12 protein-coding genes are annotated in these 17,247 nt (G+C 71.0%); 6 read left to right on the top strand and 6 right to left on the bottom strand.

What is annotated here, in order from left to right:
* Positions 1 to 39: 39 nt before the first annotated feature.
* Complete coding sequence (locus tag AABA78_RS15975) at positions 40 to 957, bottom strand: DUF2381 family protein (RefSeq protein WP_338263935.1); 918 nt, start codon at positions 955 to 957, stop codon at positions 40 to 42.
* Positions 958 to 981: 24 nt separating this feature from the next.
* Positions 982 to 2,802 (bottom strand): protein kinase domain-containing protein, encoded by a 1,821-nt coding sequence (locus tag AABA78_RS15970; RefSeq protein ID WP_338263934.1) that lies wholly within the window; start codon positions 2,800 to 2,802, stop codon positions 982 to 984.
* Positions 2,803 to 2,956: 154 nt separating this feature from the next.
* On the opposite strand from AABA78_RS15970, the gene AABA78_RS15965 reads away from it, so the two are divergent.
* Positions 2,957 to 3,316, top strand: coding sequence for a helix-turn-helix transcriptional regulator (locus AABA78_RS15965; RefSeq protein ID WP_338263933.1), 360 nt, complete (start codon positions 2,957 to 2,959; stop codon positions 3,314 to 3,316).
* 49 nt (positions 3,317 to 3,365) lie between these two features.
* Here the strand turns inward: AABA78_RS15965 and AABA78_RS15960 are convergent, their stop codons facing one another.
* Together AABA78_RS15960 and mutS are read right to left on the bottom strand one after the other, a co-directional pair.
* Positions 3,366 to 5,642, bottom strand: coding sequence for a hypothetical protein (locus AABA78_RS15960; RefSeq protein WP_338263932.1), 2,277 nt, complete (start codon positions 5,640 to 5,642; stop codon positions 3,366 to 3,368).
* Between the two features lie 120 nt (positions 5,643 to 5,762).
* Complete coding sequence (gene mutS / locus AABA78_RS15955) at positions 5,763 to 8,537, bottom strand: DNA mismatch repair protein MutS (protein WP_338263931.1); 2,775 nt, start codon at positions 8,535 to 8,537, stop codon at positions 5,763 to 5,765.
* A 151-nt stretch (positions 8,538 to 8,688) separates the two neighbouring features.
* Here mutS and nhaA point away from each other — a divergent pair, with 151 nt between their 5' ends.
* The 4 genes from nhaA to AABA78_RS15935 all read left to right on the top strand — a co-directional run bounded on the left by nhaA (position 8,689) and on the right by AABA78_RS15935 (position 13,841).
* Complete coding sequence (gene nhaA, locus AABA78_RS15950) at positions 8,689 to 10,041, top strand: Na+/H+ antiporter NhaA (RefSeq protein ID WP_338263930.1); 1,353 nt, start codon at positions 8,689 to 8,691, stop codon at positions 10,039 to 10,041.
* Positions 10,038 to 11,723, top strand: a complete 1,686-nt coding sequence (locus tag AABA78_RS15945) for an ABC1 kinase family protein (protein WP_338263929.1) — start codon at positions 10,038 to 10,040, stop codon at positions 11,721 to 11,723. Before nhaA ends, AABA78_RS15945 begins: the two co-directional genes overlap by 4 nt.
* A 124-nt stretch (positions 11,724 to 11,847) precedes the next feature.
* The gene (locus tag AABA78_RS15940; protein WP_171417848.1) at positions 11,848 to 12,333 is read left to right on the top strand and encodes a hypothetical protein; all 486 of its coding nucleotides are present in this window, start codon (positions 11,848 to 11,850) and stop codon (positions 12,331 to 12,333) included.
* Positions 12,333 to 13,841, top strand: coding sequence for a hypothetical protein (locus tag AABA78_RS15935; RefSeq protein ID WP_338263928.1), 1,509 nt, complete (start codon positions 12,333 to 12,335; stop codon positions 13,839 to 13,841). Before AABA78_RS15940 ends, AABA78_RS15935 begins: the two co-directional genes overlap by 1 nt.
* A 61-nt stretch (positions 13,842 to 13,902) precedes the next feature.
* Here AABA78_RS15935 and AABA78_RS15930 read toward each other — a convergent pair whose 3' ends face one another.
* Both AABA78_RS15930 and AABA78_RS15925 read right to left on the bottom strand, forming a co-directional pair.
* Positions 13,903 to 14,772 carry an alpha/beta hydrolase family protein gene (locus tag AABA78_RS15930; RefSeq protein WP_338263927.1) on the bottom strand — a complete coding sequence of 290 codons (870 nt, stop codon included), beginning with the start codon at positions 14,770 to 14,772 and terminating at the stop codon, positions 13,903 to 13,905.
* A 146-nt stretch (positions 14,773 to 14,918) separates the two neighbouring features.
* The gene (locus AABA78_RS15925) at positions 14,919 to 15,515 is read right to left on the bottom strand and encodes a TetR/AcrR family transcriptional regulator (RefSeq protein ID WP_338263926.1); all 597 of its coding nucleotides are present in this window, start codon (positions 15,513 to 15,515) and stop codon (positions 14,919 to 14,921) included.
* Between the two features lie 99 nt (positions 15,516 to 15,614).
* Here AABA78_RS15925 and AABA78_RS15920 point away from each other — a divergent pair, with 99 nt between their 5' ends.
* Entirely contained in the window at positions 15,615 to 17,165 is a 1,551-nt protein-coding gene (locus AABA78_RS15920) for a flavin-containing monooxygenase (protein WP_338263925.1), read from the top strand.
* Positions 17,166 to 17,247 lie beyond the last annotated feature (82 nt).

Below are 17,247 nucleotides of genomic sequence, written 5' to 3'. Positions count from 1 at the left end.
ATTTCCAATAACACACATGCCGTTTGTTTCCGCGAGCGCTCAAGGGAACGTCACGTTGCCGAGCGTGATGCTCCGGGGCCCTTCTGCCTCCCAGAGCTTGAGCGAGAAGGGACCCTGGACAGCAGCCGCCGGAGCCTCGGCCTCGACAATCACGCGCGCGCCTGGGCCGTTTGGCGGTATTGGCGTTAATTGCCACACACGCAGGATCTTCAACTCCTCGCCTGGCCTGCCTTTGAGCGTCGCACCCTCCGCCGTCCACGGTCGCGTTCCAGTCTTCACATCAATCCAGACATCCACGGCCACCAGCTTTCTGGAGTGATAGCTGGTGATGATGGATGCCCCGAGCCCGTTGGCCGCCGTTATCGCGACAGCCTTGGTCAGGATTTGCCCCGCCACACCGCTCGGATCCAATCCGCCATTGAAAAGGATGCCCGTCAATCCACCAGGTGCCTTGTGCTCGGATATCAGGCGCGCCAGCTCCTCCTGGCAACGGAAGGTCTCCGCGCGCGCATCCCGGGCTTCTTGCTGATACGTCTCGATCGTCCGCTGTGCCCGATAGACTTCGATGGTGGCCTCCGCCTTCGCCGGATGCACCTTCAGCAGGAACACCGCGCTCGATGGCGCCGCACCGTCCCGAAAGCGCACCACCAGCTTGAACCGTTCGCCCGGCGTGGCGCTCACTGAAGGCACGAGCTTGAGGGTGGCCTGCCCCACATCCACCAGGGAAAAGCGGTGGCGGTTCTCCAGTTCAACGCTCTCGCGCTGCAGCTCTGAGTCGAAGAGGAGCACCGTCGAAAGGCCCGGGCTGACCACCACTTCACTGGCGCTCCCAGCTTCCTCCGGGCTCAATTCGATGCGCCTTGCCCCTGGCACTGAAGACGACATCTCCAGCTGTGCAGTCGCCGAACTCCCAACGAGAAGCAGTCCCAGCAGAACGACAAGCGATGAAGAAGGCACTCGACAGTCTTTCCGTAGGAGTCGTTACTCGAACTCAGTGACCGCCTTCACATAGGCAGTCGTCCAGATACGCGCTCGGGAGGGGGAGTCATCGCCTGCTTCTCGCGCCATCCCTCGCGGCCCCTCTTCGGCATGGACATCAAAACAAACAGGGAAGCTGTCTCCCTCTGCCGTTGTCGCCCAGGTGAGGCGAGCAAAGACACGGTCACGCACGATGGTCCGCCCTGACAAAACGGAGCCGCCCGGCAGATCTTTCCAGCTACCCAAGAGGTGGACTTCCACCGGGCCCTCTCCAATGGAAATGATCCGAGCGTTTCCCTTCGCGAAGAGCGCCGGCTGCTTGTCTCCGATGTCCACCCCCCGCTTCTCCATGGCCTTCACCGCGCCCACCGGACACGGCTCTGGCGGCGGAGCCGGGCGCACCTGCGGACCCGGGCACGCGAGCGCGGTGCAGGCCGCCGCCGTACTCACCGCACGGGCCATGACGCCCATGCCCGTCTTCACGGGCTTCGAGGGGAGCTGAAGGGGCTGCGTGTCTTTCGGCGGCGTCGTCACGGTGGCTGAGTCCTCCTGGATCGTCGCGGGGAGCGCGACGGCCGCGGCGGTGGCCTCCGGCCTGATGGGAGCCGCGGCGTGGTCAGCTTGAGGCGCCTTGCCAGAGGCCGCTACTTCCTGACGGGCGGGATCCACTCCAGCGCCTCGCGACGTCCAAAGCCTCAGCGTGGCCGGCGCCGCGATCAGCACCAGGGCCAGCGCCACCATCGCCCAGGTCCGCGCGCGTTGACGCGGTTGCGGCGCCGCCTTCACGGTGGTCCCGGGTGCCGTCGTCTCCGCTTCGGCAGCGGGCGGCGGTGCCCGCTTGCCCCGACGAGGACGGTGCATCAGCGCACGCAGCCACTGGTCCATGCTGTCCCGGCCCCCTTGCGTCGTCGCGGTGTCCTCGCCAAAGGCATCACAGAGCGGCACGTCCCACGCCGTGTCCGCACCCGCCAGCGCCCGCTCCAGCTCCGTCACGGCGGCCAGGGCGCTCAACGTACGCGTCTCCGGTGTCTTCGCCAGGAGTCGCATGCACACGTCGCTCAGCGCTCGAGGCGCCCGTGCATTCTCCTCGTGGGGCGGCGTTGGCTCGCGGGCCATGACGTCCTCGATGAAGCTGGCGTCGTCGGCCCCATCGAAAGGCTTGCGCGCCGTCAGCAGCGCGTAGAGGACCAGGCCCAGCGCCCACAAATCATCCGAGGGGCCCGCGCTGTACTGAGCTCCGGGCGAGTGCGCGTGCCGCCGGAAGAACCGCCACGCCTCCGGGGCGCGGTACTCCGGTGTCCCCGGCGGGAGGATGTCCGGCGTCAGCCCCCGCGCGCCCTCGTAGTCGCCGATGCCGAAGTCCACCAGCTTGGCCAGGCCGTCCGAGGCCCGCACCATGACGTTGGCCTCCTTCACGTCCCGGTGAAGCACCTCCGCCGCGTGCGAAGCCGCCAGCGCCCGGGCCACGTCCACCGCCACGCGAGCCACCTGCCGCGCCGTGGGGTTCTCCTCGTCCGCCCAGACGTCCAGCCGGCGTCCGTCCACGTACTCCATGACGATGACCGCGAATTGCGGCGCCCCCGGCGGCCACAGGCCGTAGCCCTGGAGGCCCACGACGTTGGCGTGGCGAAGCTTCAAGAGGATGGAGACTTCGCGCTCCACCCGCTCGCCCACGCGCGGCAGGTGCAGCAGCTTCAAGGCGAAGGACTGCCCCGCGTTGCGCGCGAGGTACACCGTGCCGAAGCCCCCCTGCCCCAGCTGGCGCTCCACCGTGTAGCCCAGCACCTCGGCCCCGGGCGTCAGGATGGCGGGCGGTGGCCTCATGGCGTCCTCCCTCGGGGACTTCGGGCCACTCGCATGCGACGTCCTCCCAGCGGGGACGCGCAAGCTACCAGAAGCACCAGAAGCCCGGGAATCCATCCTCGTGCGCTCGCCGCGATGGGTTCACTGTTCTGGCCCTGCGAAGTACATAGGGTCCATGAACGAAGACCTGGCCATCACCATCGGCAGGGCGGCCCGCGCCGCCCGCGAGGAGCAGGGCCTGACCCAGGCGGAGGTGGGCCCTCGCGTCGGCCTCCTCTCCGCCGTCTACAGCCGCCTGGAGCGCGGGAAGATGCTGCCCAGCGTCCCGACGCTCTACCGCCTCTGCACGGAGCTGAGGGTGTCCCCGGAGGACATGCTGGGCCTCACCGCCCTGGTGCGAGGCCGCAAGGGCCAGCGCCCACGCGCGCGTGAGGACGAGGCCCCCGCGTTGCGCCGCCTGCTCTACCTCGCGCGCAAGCTGGACGCGGAGAAGCTCGAAGCCCTCCTCCACGTCGCCACGGCGCTGACCCGCTGACGGCCACCGCGCAACCGCGCCGGCACCTGGGCGGCGGCGAGCGCCCGCGTCAGCGCTTCAGCCGCTCCAGGAAGATGGCCGCGTTGCGGGGACCCAGGCCGTCGTAGGAGCCCGTGCGGTTGCCCATCTCCCGCAGGAAGTGGATCCATTGCTCCTTCTTCGACAGGCCCTGCGGCATCGTGATGCCCACGGTGTTCTTCGGGTAGTTGCGCACGGCCTCCGCGAACTTGTTCAGCGCGTCCGCGCTGCCCTTGGCCTTCGCGACGCCGGTCGAGCCAATCTCAAGGAGCATCCGAAAGCGCTGATCCGGCGTGAGGCCGAAGTCATTGGCCACCTTGTCCAGCTGGGGCAGCGTCGACGCCGCGCCGGCGAAGAAGTCCGGGAACGTCTTGCCCAGGCCGAGCACCTGGTCCCGCGTCCACCCGGTGGACTTCACCAGTGACTCCACCTGCTCGGGTGACGAGTACTTCTCCAGGTTGGTGACCTGCTCCGCGTCCGCCCCGGCCCGGCTCAGCAACGTGCGCTGCTCCGAGCGCAGCTGCTCCGCGGCCTCGTACTCCTGCCGGGACAGGATGCTCATGCTGACCAGCTCGCCCATGATGTAGACCGCCGCGCCCACCGCCGCCAGCGGGGCTCCCACGCCCGTGGAGCCCACCGCGACCAGGGCCCCGCCGACGATGCCCATCACGTCCCCCGCGATGGACAGGCCGGTGCCCGCGTTGCCCTGCCCCGCCGCGATCTCCTTCCCCTGCACCACCAGGTCCAGCGCGGCGCCGAAGGCGCCCAGGCCTCCCGCGACCCTCGTGGCCACCAGCGCGCCGCCGGACTTGTTCACCGCGGTCAGCGCGGTGCTCGTGAGGCTGGCGACCTGCTGGGCCGTGAAGGTCTTCGCCCACAGCGTGCCCAGCGCATCCTGAGCCTTCGCGGACTGATTCGACTGGAGGATGCCCAGCACGATCCCCGCCGCCGCGAACGGTGCGCCCCACCGCGACGAGCCGGACTCCAGCCCCTTCAGCGTGTTCAACCCCGCCTGGGTCCTCCCCGCGGCCAGGTCCCGCAGGCCCGCGAGCCCCGTGCGCATCGCCTGCGGCAGGTTGTTGACCTGGACGTCCGCCTTCGCGCCCCCCATCTGCTGCAACAGGTACCCGTCGACCAGCAGCTGCTGGATGTGGTCCACCGCCTGCGTGGGCGTGGCCTTCGGGAACTTCTCGTAGAAGCTCACCAGCGCGCCGGAGACGGCCTTCTCGCGCACGGTGTCCAGCGGCAGTGACGCCATGAAGGGCGCGAACGCGGAGCCGGGCGCCTCCATCTTCGCGGCCCACTTGAGCGCCTCGCCCGCGCTCTTCGACTGGGCCAGCGCGGTGTACGCGGCCTGGATGGACCGGGCGTGCGCGGAGCCGTCCGGCCCCCGCAGGGCCTGCTCCAGCTGGGGTGCGTTCTTCGCGAGCGCGGTCTCCAGCGTCTTCGCCTTCGTGTCGAAGCGGGCATAGTCGCCCCCGTGCAGCTTGCGGAACTCCTCGATGTACGCGCGCTGCTGGTTGTCGGTGAGGAACGGCCCGAAGGACGCGATGTCGCCCGCCAGCCGCTGCTCCAGCGCGTCACGCTCGGCCAGGGCCGCCGTGTACGCCAGCTCCGCGGCGTGCACCTCGGCCACCGCCGAGTCCAGCTTCGCGTCCACGGCCGGGCTGCCCACGCAGGACACCAGCACGTCGCGGTCCGCGGGCAGCAGGTGGCCCTGCTTCGCCGCCGCCTCCAGCGCGGGCTTCAGCGTCGAAGGGCTCCCCTGCCTCGCCACCGCCTCCAGCGCGCAGTCCGCCACGCGCTGCGTGCCCACGGAGGTGATGCCCGGGGGACGGGGCGGCGGGTTGGGCACCGCCTCCTTCACGCCGTGGGCGAAGTCCTTCGACAGCGCGTCCTCAAGCGTGCGCGAGGGCGTCGCCTGCAACAAATCAATGAGCTTCGCCTGGAGCGCCGGGTTGCCCGCAGCCTTCTGCAGCGCCGCGTTCGCCGCGCCGGTGAGGCTGCGCGCCTGCGAATACCCCTGCGTCAGCAGGGTCCACGCCTCCGCCACGTTCACCGTGGGCGCGCTGTCCGCCACGGCCTGCGTTGTCTGCGTGGCCGACACCTCCGCTGCCTGTGGAGAAGCCGGAGGCGTGAAGCCATGGCCCAGGAGGTCCGGCCCCCTGCGCGGAGCGGCCACGACGAAGGCATCCCTTGGCTCGGGCGGGGGTGGCGGCGGCGGGGGCGGAACATACGGCTCCGGCTCCCACGTCGTGTTCACCTGTGACACGCCAGACGACGAACCCGCACTCGAAATGGTGCTCATGCGCAGCCCTCCCCCAGGGCAAGCGGACGGAAGCACCGTTGTGGAAGCAGCCCCCTTGCTTCCGTCCTGTTCCCATTATCGAACCAGGGCGGAAACAATTGCGTGCGACCGCCCTGCCCCTCAGGACGAACCGAGCTCCTGCTTCAGCTTCGCCAGCAGGTTGAGCGCGTCCAGCGGGGTCATCCTGTCGATGCTCGCGGTGCGGAGCAGCTCCAGCACCTCCGCGTGCGCGGGCGGCACGGGCGGCGCGGCCACGGCGGCCGGCGGTGGCGCGGCCCCGAACAGCCCCAGCTGCCCCGCGTTCGCGACCGCCGCGCGCTTCGTGGAGCGCACCGCCACGCGGGGACGGCCCGCGTCGTCCAGCTCGCCGGACTCCAGGTTCTGCAGCAGCTCGCGGGCGCGCGACACCACCTCCGGCGGCAGGCCCGCGAGCTTCGCGACCTCGATGCCGTAGGAGCGGCTGGCCCCGCCGGGCACCAGCTTGCGCAGGAAGATGACCTTGCCGCCCTGCTCCTTCACCGCGATGCACAGGTTCTTCACCCGGGGCCGCTCGCGCGCCAGGTCCACCAGCTCGTGGTAGTGCGTGGCGAAGAGCGCCCGCGCGCCCACCTTGTCGTGGATGTGTTCCGCCACCGCCCACGCGATGGAGAGGCCGTCGAACGTGGACGTGCCACGGCCAATCTCATCCAGGATGACCAGGCTCTTGTTCGTGGCGTGGTGGAGGATGTGGCTGGTCTCCGTCATCTCCACCATGAACGTGGACTGCCCGCGCGCCAGGTTGTCCGCCGCGCCCACGCGCGTGAAGATGCGGTCGCACAGGCCGATGCGCGCCGCCTTCGCCGGCACGAACGAGCCCGCCTGCGCCATCAGCGCCGTCAGCGCCACCTGCCGCATCACCGTGCTCTTGCCCGCCATGTTCGGGCCGGTGATGACCAACAGCTGCGCGTCCTCTGGATCCAACCGCACGTCGTTGGGGACGAAGGACTCACCCGAGCCCAGCATCCGCTCCACCACCGGGTGCCGGCCGCCGGTGATGGTCAGCCCCTGCCCCGCGTCCACCTGCGGCCGCGTGTAGCCGTACTCCGCCGCGCACCGCGCGAAGGACACCAGCGCGTCCGCCGTGGCCACGGCCTCCGCCGCGGAGCGGATGCCCGGCGCCGCGGCGATGACCTTCGTGCGCAGCTCCTCGAACAGCTGGAGCTCCAGCACCACGCGGCGCTCCTCCGCGGTGAGGACCTTCTCCTCGTACTCCTTCAGCTCCTCGGTGACGAAGCGCTCCGCGCCCACCGTGGTCTGCTTGCGGATGTAGTCCTTGGGCACCGCGTGGAGGTTCGCCTTCGTCACCTCCAGGTAGTAGCCGAAGACCTTGTTGTAGCGGATCTTCAGCGAGGAGATGCCCGTGCGGTCCTTCTCCCGCTGCTCCAGCTTGAGCAGGTAGTCCTTGCCCGTGGTCGACAGCGCCACCAGGTCGTCCAGCTCCGCGTGGAAGCCCGGCCGGATGAAGCCGCCCTCGCGGATGACCACCGGCGGCTCGTCCAGCACCGCGCGCATCAGCAGGTCCGCCAGCTCCGGCAGCGCGCCCAGCGGCCCGGAAAGCGACTTCAGGAGCGCCGAGTCACACCGCGACAGCGCCGCGCCCAGCCTGGGCAGCTGCGACAGCGACAGCCCCAGCGCGCGCAAATCCCTCGCGTTGCCCGCGCCCAGCGACAGCCGGCCGCACAGCCGCTCCAGGTCGCCCACCTCCTTGAGCGTGGCCACCAGCTCCTCGCGCCACACGCTCTTGCCGGACAGCTCCTCCACCGCGTCCAGCCGCGCTTCGATCTCCGGCAGCGAGCACAGCGGCGCGGACAGCCAGCGCGCCAGCTTCCGCGCGCCCAGGCCCGTGGCCGTGCGGTCCAGCACGCCCAGCAGCGACCCCTTGCGCCCGCCGTCGCGCAGGCTCTTGAGCACCTCCAGGTTGCCCCGCGAGGACTCGTCCATCACCAGGCAGCCCGCGCGCTCCTGGCGCGACAGCCGGTCCACGTGCGCCGCGGGCGTCTTCTGCGTGTCCTTGAGGTAGCGCAGCGCCGCCCCGGCCGCCCCGGTGGCCAGCGGCGAGCCGTCCAGCCCGAACGCGGACAGCGACTGCACGTTGAAGTGCGAGCGCAGGAACGCGGAGGCCCGGGTGGGCTCGAAGGCCGCGCCCTCGCCCTCCGCCACGGCCGGCGCGCGCGACAGCCGCTGGCACACCTGCGCCACCTCCGGCGCGTCGCGCATGCCCGCGGGCACCAGCAATTCGCGCGGCTCCACGCGCGACAGGCCCTCCACCAGCTCCGACAGCCCCTGCGCCTCGAAGGTGTAGAACTCGCCGGTGGACGCCTCCAGCAGCGCCGCGCCGAAGCCCGCCTCGCCCCAGCACACGGCCGCGAGGAAGTTGCTGGCCTGTGGCTCCAGCACCTCGTCGTCCAGCACCATGCCGGGGGTGATGACCCGCGTCACCTCGCGCTGCACGATGCCCGGCCCCGCGCCCGGCTCCGTCACCTGCTCGCAGATGGCGACCTTGAGGCCGTGCTCCACCAGCTTCGCGATGTACCGGCGCGAGGAGTGGTACGGCACCCCGCACATCGGGATCTTGTCCGCGCCCTTGGCCCGGGCCGTGAGGGTGATCTGCAGGAGCTCCGAGGCCTTCACCGCGTCCTCGAAGAACATCTCGTAGAAGTCACCCAGCCGGAAGAAGAGCACCGTGTCCGGATGGAGCGCCTTCACCTCCAGGTACTGGCGCATCATCGGCGTCAGGGAGGCGATCTCCCGCGCTCCCGCGGGCGCCTCACCCGTTCCGACGTCCGGGGTCGTGTCCTCGTCGGGCGGCGCCACGGCCGCCGCCTTGCCTGTCTTGGTCTGCTGCGTCAACGCCATCCCCGGCCTTCTCTCACGACCTTACCCCCGGATCAACGAACCGGCGTCCCTACCTGCCGCGTATGCCTACCACCGCCGTCCGACATTTCGGCGGGCCCTTTTCCGAAAACGGTTTCCAGGCCCCCTGCCCCCCGGCAGGCTGCCCGCAGACATGGCGACCTCTCCTACAACGAACCGTCCTCCCGTCCCCGCCCTGTTCAAGGTAGCGCTCGCGCCCGTGCAGGCCTTCTTCCGGCTGGAGGCCAGCAGCGGCATCCTCCTGGCGCTCTGCGCGGTGGCCGCGCTCGCGTGGGCCAACTCCCCGTGGAGCGCCAGCTACGCCGCCGTGTTCGACGCGCCCCTGCGCCTGGAGGTCGTGGGCCACGGCGGCCACTTCACCTTCCGCGAGCTCATCAACGACGGGCTGATGACGCTCTTCTTCTTCCTCGTGGGGATGGAGATCAAGCGCGAGCTGTCCGCGGGTGAGCTGCGCACCTTCTCCCGCGCCCTGTTGCCGCTCATCGCCGCGCTGGGCGGCATGGTGGTGCCCGCGGGGCTCTACTTCGCCTTCACCCACGGCACGCCCGCGCAGGGCGGCTGGGCCATCCCCATGGCCACGGACATCGCGTTCGCCATCGGCTGTCTCACGCTGGTGAAGGCGCGCGTGGGCCACGGCCTGGTCGTGTTCCTCACCGCGCTCGCCATCTTCGACGACATCGGCGGCATCCTCGTCATCGCGCTCTTCTACGGCACGGGCCTGCACGTGGAGTGGCTGGCCGTCGCCGCGGCCCTGGTCGCGGTGCTCTGGGGGCTCAACCGCTTCTACGTGCGCAACGGCCTGTTCTATGCCGTCGTGGGCGTGGCGCTCTGGTACGCCATGCACCACGGCGGCATCCACGCGACGCTGTCCGGCGTGGTGCTGGGGCTGGCCATCCCCGCGCTCCCCAGCCGTCCGGGGCGCGAGGTGCTGGAGGAGCTGGCGGCGTACGTCCAGGGGCTCGTGTCCCAGCCGGACGACGAGAGCGCGCGGGGCGCGCAGCTGCTGCACATCGAGGAGGCGCTGGAGGACATCGAGCCGCCGCTCAACCGCTTCGTGCACCTGTGGCACGGGTACGTGGCCTACGGCATCGTGCCCCTGTTCGCGCTGGCCAACTCCGGCGTGGACGTGTCCGGCATGTCGCCTTCGGACCTGCTCAAGCCCCTGCCCCTGGGCATCATCGTGGGCCTGTTCGTGGGCAAGCAGCTGGGCATCTTCCTGTTCACCTGGGCGGCGGTGAAGGCGGGCGTGTCCCCGCTGCCCGCGGGCGGCAGCCTCGCGCAGCTGCATGGGGTGGCGGTGGTGGCGGGCATCGGCTTCACCGTGGCCCTCTTCGTGGGCGGGCTGGCCTTCGCCGGACAGCCGGCCCTGCTGGCGGAGGCCAAGCTGGGCATCCTGACGGGCTCGCTCGTCTCCGCCGTCGTGGGCTACGTCCTCTTGCGCTACGTGGCCCGCCCGGCCCAGGCTGTCCTCCAGACCCCGTCATGAACCTCCAGGACCTCAACCGCATCCGGCAGATCGCCCTCATCGCCGCCCGTCACGGCTTCGGCGAGGTCACCGAGCGCGCCGGGGTCTGGCGCCTGCTCGGGGGGCGCAAGGAGAAGGTGGAGGTCTCCGACGAGGCCCGCCGCGAGTCCACCGCGCGCCGCTTCCGCCTCTTCCTGGCGGAGCTGGGTCCCACGTTCATCAAGCTGGGTCAGGTGCTCTCCACCCGCGCGGACCTCCTGCCCGCGGAGTTCGTGGACGAGCTGGCCACGCTCCAGGACGACGTGGAGGCCATCCCGCTGGAGGCCGTCCACGCGCAGATCCGCGACGCGCTGGGCAAGGAGGTGCAGGAGCTGTTCGCCCAGGTGGATCCGGAGCCGCTCGCCGCCGCGTCCATCGCCCAGGTGCACCGCGCGGTGACGCTGGAGGGCGAGGAGGTCGTCATCAAGGTGCAGCGCCCCGGCATCGCCCAGCGCATCGACGCGGACCTGGGCGTGCTGCGCTCGCTGGCGCGCCTGCTGGAGGCCGTGGTGGAGGAGACGGGCATCTACACGCCCTCCGGCATCGTGGACGAGTTCGACCGGGCCATCCACGAGGAGCTGGACTTCATCAACGAGGCCACCAACATCCGCGCGTTCCTGGAGAACCACAAGGACCGCCCGTACCTCAAGATTCCGCGCGTGCACGCGGCGCTCTCCAGCCGCACCGTGCTCACCATGGAGTTCATCCGCGGGGAGAAGATCAACCCCGCCGCGCTGGCGGAGCCGGACCGCAAGCAGATCGCCCAGCACATCCTGGAGGCCAGCTTCCGCCAGCTCTTCGACGACGGCCTCTTCCACGGCGACCCCCACCCCGGCAACGTGCTGCTGATGGAGGGCAACCGGCTGGCGCTGCTGGACTTCGGCGTGGTGGGCCGGCTCACCCGCCCCATGCAGGAGACGCTGGTGATGCTGTGCCTGGCGGTGGCGCTCAAGGACAGCGACTCCGTGGCGCGCATCCTCTACCGGGTGGGCGTGCCGGACGCGAGAGCCAACCTGATGGGCTTCCGCAACGACATCGAGTCCATCCTGGGCCAGCACCTGCCCACCACGCTGGGCCAGGTGGACGCGCGCACGCTCCTGCGCGACCTGCTGGACCTGGCGGTGAAGTACCGCATCCGCATCCCCAAGGAGTACGCGCTGCTGTCGCGCGCCTCCATCTCCACGGAGGGGATGCTGCGCGGGCTCTACCCGGAGCTGAACATCCTGGAGGTCGCGCTGCCTTACGCCAAGGAGCTGATGGCGGGCCGGTATGATCCGACGCAGCTCCAGGGCGGCCTGATGCGCACGCTCTTGCGCTTCCAGTCCATGGCGCAGGACCTGCCCACGCAGCTGTCGCAAATCCTCCTGGACCTGGAGACGGGCAAGTTCAGCGTCACGGTGCGCGCGGAGCAGTTCGACAAGCTCAACGAGAACCTGCGCAGCGTGGCCGTCATCGCCTTCCTGGGCCTGTGCGCGTGCGGCTTCATCGTGGGCGCCTTCATCGCGTTCGCGCCCCGGCCGCCCATGTACGGGAACACGCCGGTGCTGGGCATCGTCGGCATCGCGCTGGCGGCGGCCCTCTTCGGCGCGGTGCTCACCTGGTACCTGTTCGGCGGCCGCTTCGGGAAGGTCAGCGTGACCCGCTTCCTCAAGAAGCGCCGGTAGCCGGGGTATGACACCGGCCCACCCGGGGTATGGGCAGGCGGCCGAAGGGAGCGCGTGTCACGCGAGCGCGAACGGATCCGTTGAGGGGTGCACAGTCACGCGCGGGCCGGGTAGTCTGCGGGGCTTGTCGTTCCCCCCTCTTGCCCCCGTGCTCGACTTGTCCGCGAACCCATTTGCCGCCGCCCGTCGTCCGTCCCGCGCCCCGCTGGCCACGCTGTTCGCGGCCGCGCTCCTCGCCACCACCGCCGGCTGTGCTGGCGGGCTCGATGAACCCGAGCGCTTCACCGGGGCCAGCTCCTGCGCCCCCGGCACCACCGCCTCGAGCATCCTCCAGGCGCAGTGCTTCGCGTGCCACTCCACGGAGACCAAGGCCACGGGCGCGAACCTGGACCTGCAGGCGGCCGGCCTGCCCGGGCGGCTCTACACCACCAACGCCGCGTGCAACAGCCAGCCGATGGCGGACAGCGCCAACCCGTCCCAGTCCTTCTTCCTGAAGAAGCTGACGGCGTCGCCGGGCTGCGGCGCGCGGATGCCGCAGGGCGGAGCGCTGAACGCCGCGGACACCGCGTGCCTCACCGAGTGGCTCGTCGCCGGAAAGCCCAACCCGTGATGACCCGCACCCGTCATGTCACCGCCGCCGCCCTGCTGGGCGCGGCCCTCCTGCTCGTTCCCGCCGCGGACGCCGCGCCCAGGAAGGCGTCCGCGAAGACGGCGCAGTCCGCGACGAAGAAGTCCAAGGCCGCGAAGGTGACGGAGGCGCGCCGCGTGGCGGTGCTCGCCTCCGGTCCGCACGCGGACGCCGCGCGCGACGTGCTGGAGGCGGAGCTCAACCGCCGTCCGGCCCGCTACGAAGTCGTCCCGGAGTCCGCGGTGCGCGCCGCCGCCTCGCGCCGGGGGGTGGATCCCACGCAGCCCGCGGGCGCCGCCGCCGTCGCGAGCGAGCTGGGCCTGAGCGCGGTGCTGGTGGCGGACACGGCCACCGTGGGCAAGAAGCAGCAGGTGCGCATCACCGTGCGCAACGGCCGGGACGGCAAGGCGCTGGCCTCCCCCGCCGCCGCGAAGCCCGCCACGGCGAAGCTGGTGCCTCCCGCGGTGAAGCGCCAGTGGACGGCGCTGGAGCGCGGCCTGCAGAAGTCCCGCGCGCCGGAGGCCGCCCCGGTGGCGCCCACCCCGCCCACCCCCGTGGAGCCGGAGCCGGTGAAGCCCGCGACGCCCATCGCGGAGACGCCGCCGCCGGCCAAGGCTCCGGAGCCCAAGACGCCCGACCCGGAGCCCATCCGCAAGCCGGTGGCCGCCGCCCCCAGGAAGGAGGACAAGGCGCCGGAGAAGCAGGACGACGCGGTCTCCACGCAGCAGGAGTCGCGCTCCGCGCCGCTCGTGGAGGGCGCGCTGGGCCTGAAGCTCCTCGGCCGGTCGCTGCGCTACAAGGACGACGTGTTCGGGGTGCTGCGGCCGTACACGCTGGGCAAGGACGTGGCCGGCGTCGCGCTGCCGGGCGCGCCCCAGTTCGCGGGCGACGTGACGGTGTATCCGCTGGCGCCCTTCCAGAAGGGCGCGCTGGCGCGGCTGGGCCTCACGGGTTCGATTGATCAGTCCTTCGGCCTGAAGTCCACCGGCTCCACGGGGGCGGTCTCCTACCCCACCACGGCGCGCGAGTGGCAGGCGGGCCTGCGCTACGTGATGCCCTTCGGCCAGGCGCAGCGCTACGGCTTCGAGGTCACCGGCACGTACGGGATGAGCACGTTCCGCATCGACGCGGTGGACGGCGAGCGGCCGTTGGACCTGCCCAACGTGGAGTACAAGACGGCGGGCCTGGGGCTGGGCCTGCGGGCGGCGCTGTCGGAGAAGTTCGACTTCAACTTCCGGCTTGGCTACCAGCACCCGCTGGACTCCGGAGAGCTGTCCTCGGACGCGTGGTTCCCGCGCATGTCCGCGGGCGCCGTCACGGGCAGCGCGACGCTGGCGTACCGGCTCAACCGCATCCTGGACGTGCGCTTGAAGGCGGACCTGCGCCGCTACTTCTTCAAGTTCAACCCGGAGCCGGGCGACCCCTACGTCGCGGGTGGCGCGGTGGACCAGTACCCCGGCCTGTCGCTCCAGGTGGGCTTCCGCTACTGAGCCGCCGCTGAAGGCTCCGCCGGTCCGTGTCGCGTGACGGACCGGCGGGACGCCCGGGCCCTCAGCCGCGCTCCGGGGCGTGGCGTCGCAGCCAGTCAATCACCGTGGGCCAGAGCGTGGCGGCGTGGTGCTCGCGGAAGAAGCCCAGGTGGCAGATGCCCTGGCCCGCGGTGTCCGCGGGGGAGAGCTGCCGGCGCTCCACGGCGCAGCCGGTGAGGTGCTCGCAGACCAGGTCGATGGCCTCGGGCGGCGCCCAGGGGTCGTCATCCAGGCCGATGGACAGCACCGGCATGTGGGGCCGGCGCAAGCGGGCCGCGGCGTCCACCCGCAGGTCGTCGAAGTAGAAGCGGGGCAGCGACGCCCAGCGGCTCCACTCCAGCGCCGCCTGGGCGGGCACGTCCTCGCCAAGCCCCAGCCGCGCATAGGGCATGTAGCCCAGGAACCGCGCGCACAGCGGCCCGAGGATCTTCAAGTACAGCGCGACCAGCATCCGCTCCCGCCACGAGCGGATGAACCGCAGGCTCCCGGCCTGGGTCGCCACCATCACCGCCCCGGTGAGGCGCTCGCTGCTCGCGCTCAACGCGATGGCGTGGCCCCCGAAGCTGTGCCCCACGGCGAGCAGTGGCAGCCCCGGGTATCGCTCCGCCGCCCAGCGGGTCACCGCGTCCACGTCCTGGTCGGCCCAGGTGAGGAATCCGGCACGTGTCCGCTTCGCCACGCCCGACGGGTGCACGCCCCGGTAGTTGTAGGTCACCACGGCGAAACCGTCGTCCGTCAGCCGCGCGGCGAACGCGAAGTACATGCTCGCGGACATGGCGGTGGCGGGATGCATCAGCACCACGCCCCGGACCGGGCCCTCGGAGGTGTGCAGCGTGGAATGCAGCTCGAAGCCATCCGCGCAGGGGATGACGTGTGGAGTCGTGCGTGCCATGGCCCTCAGGCGGTGCTTCGCTTGAAAACCTATCGGCTAGCATGTGGCTCCAGGCCGGGCAAGGGCGCGCAGGCCCGCGGTGGACACGCGCAGCTTCGAGTCCGTGCCCCGGGGCATCCCGCTGGAGCACATGGACTGAGCCGCGTTCACTTCGCCAGAGCCCGCGCCTCCAGCAGGCCCCGCACGAACGCCGCGACCGGACCGGCCAGCTCCGAGAGCCGGTCCACGCGGTCCTCTTCCACGGCCTCCAGGATGAGCTCGTTGATGCCGCCGACGAGCGCCATGGCCAGCGCGGGCGACAGCGTGTCCCCGGTGCCCGCCGCCTCGAACTCCCGCCGCATCAGCTCCGCGAAGCCGCGCATCACCTGGCGGCGCAGCTCGAAGCCCTTCGGGCCCACGTGCAATATCTCCACGAGCAGCGTCCGCGCCAGCCCCGGCTGGCGCTGGAGGCTCGCGAGGTACACGGCCGCGCCGATGCTGGCCCGCATCTCTCCGGGAGGCGCGTGCTGGATGGCCGCCTGGATCTCCGCCAGGAGCCGGGCGCTCTGCGCCGCGTAGAGCGCCAGCAGGCACGCGTCCTTGTCCTCGAAGTGCTCGTAGAACGTGCGCTTCGACACGCGCGCGTGCCGCACGATGTCCGCGAGCGTCACCCGGGCGTAGCCCACCTCGATGATGGCCTGCGCCAGGCCCGCGACGAGCCGTTCCCGGGGGCCTTCGCTCGCCTGGTCGGATGGGGAGGTCATGAGGCTCCTGGCGCTGGTACTTGACGGTACCAGACCTCACTGCTACCTCTCATCAACAGTCTCATAGGCTGGGTACCTTCCTGTACCACGAGGAGTCCCATGATGCCCCTGTCCTCCGACGCGCAGCCCTCGCATGTGGATGTGTTGATCATCGGTGCGGGGCTGTCGGGCATCGGCGCCGCGTACCACCTGCAGACGCGTTGCCCCACCCTGAGCTACGCCATCCTGGAGGGGCGCGCGGCCATGGGGGGGACGTGGGACCTGTTCCGTTATCCGGGCGTCCGCTCGGACTCGGACATGTACACGCTCGGGTACCGGTTCCGGCCGTGGCATGGCGGCAAGGCCATCGCGGATGGGCCGTCCATCAAGGCGTACATCGAGGAGACCGCGGCGGAGTACGGCATCGACCAGCGGATCCGCTACCACCACCGGGTGACGCGGGCCGAGTGGTCCTCCGAGCACGCGCGCTGGACGGTGGACGCCGAGGTGGGACCGGAGCGCGTGCCGGTCCGCATGACGTGCGGCTTCCTCTACACCTGCACCGGCTACTACGACTACGCGAGCGGCTACACGCCCACGTGGCCCGGCACGGAGCGCTTCAGGGGCCGCGTCGTGCACCCGCAGCACTGGCCCGAGGACCTGGACTACAGCGGCAAGCGCGTGGTCGTCATTGGCAGTGGCGCGACGGCGGTGACGCTGGTCCCCGCGATGGCCGGCCGCGCCGCGCACGTCACGATGCTGCAGCGCTCGCCCACGTACATCGCGGATCAGCCGGCCGAGGACAGCGTCGCCCGGGCGCTGGGACGCGTCCTCCCCCGGGGCGCGGCGTACGCGGTCGCGCGCTGGAAGAACGTGCTGCGCGGCATGTTCTTCTACAACCTCGCGCGCGGCCGGCCGGGCCTCATGAAGTGGCTCCTGCGCCTGGGGGTGCGCCGCGCGCTCGGCAAGACGTTCGACGTCGATACGCACTTCGCGCCCCGCTACAACCCCTGGGACGAGCGGCTGTGCGTCGCGCCGGATGGAGACCTCTTCCGCGCCATCCGTGAGGGACACGCCTCCGTGGTGACGGACCACATCGAGTCCTTCACGGAGACGGGCCTCCAGCTGCGCTCGGGGAAGCACCTGGACGCGGACCTGGTGGTCACCGCGACGGGGCTGAACGTGAAGATCCTGAGCGGCATCGCGCTGACCGTGGACGGCGAGCCCGTCCAGCTGTCGCGGACCCTGGCGTACAAGGGGATGATGTTCAGCGACGTCCCCAACCTCGTCGCGGCCTTCGGGTACACCAACGCGTCGTGGACGCTGAAATGCGACCTGGTGGCGGAGTACTCCTGCCGCCTGCTCAACCACATGAAGCAGCACGGCTACACGCAATGCGTGCCCCGCGTGCGCGGCCCGGGCATGACGCCGGAGCCCGTGCTCGACTTCAGCTCCGGGTACGTGCAGCGCGCGCTCGACTCGCTGCCGCGCCAGGGCACGCGCGCCCCGTGGCGCCTGTACCAGAACTACGTGCGGGACCTGCTGCTGATGCGCTACGGCCGGGTGGACGACGACGCCATGGAGTTCCGGCGGTCCGGAGACGCCGCCGCGCCGCAGGCCTTGCTTCCGGAGGGCAGCGCCGGTGCTGGCCCGGAAGTGGCGCGCGGCTGAGCGAAGGCGGCTTCAGCGCAGGACGGCGGTCGTCATCGGCGCGGCGAGCGGCATCGGCCGCGGGCTGCTCGCCCGCCGCCGC

It is taken from the genome of Corallococcus caeni (assembly GCF_036245865.1).
Taxonomy (GTDB): Bacteria; Myxococcota; Myxococcia; order Myxococcales; family Myxococcaceae; genus Corallococcus; species Corallococcus caeni.
The sequence above is the reverse complement of the archived record's forward strand: the minus strand, read 5'-3'. Positions and strand labels throughout refer to the sequence as shown.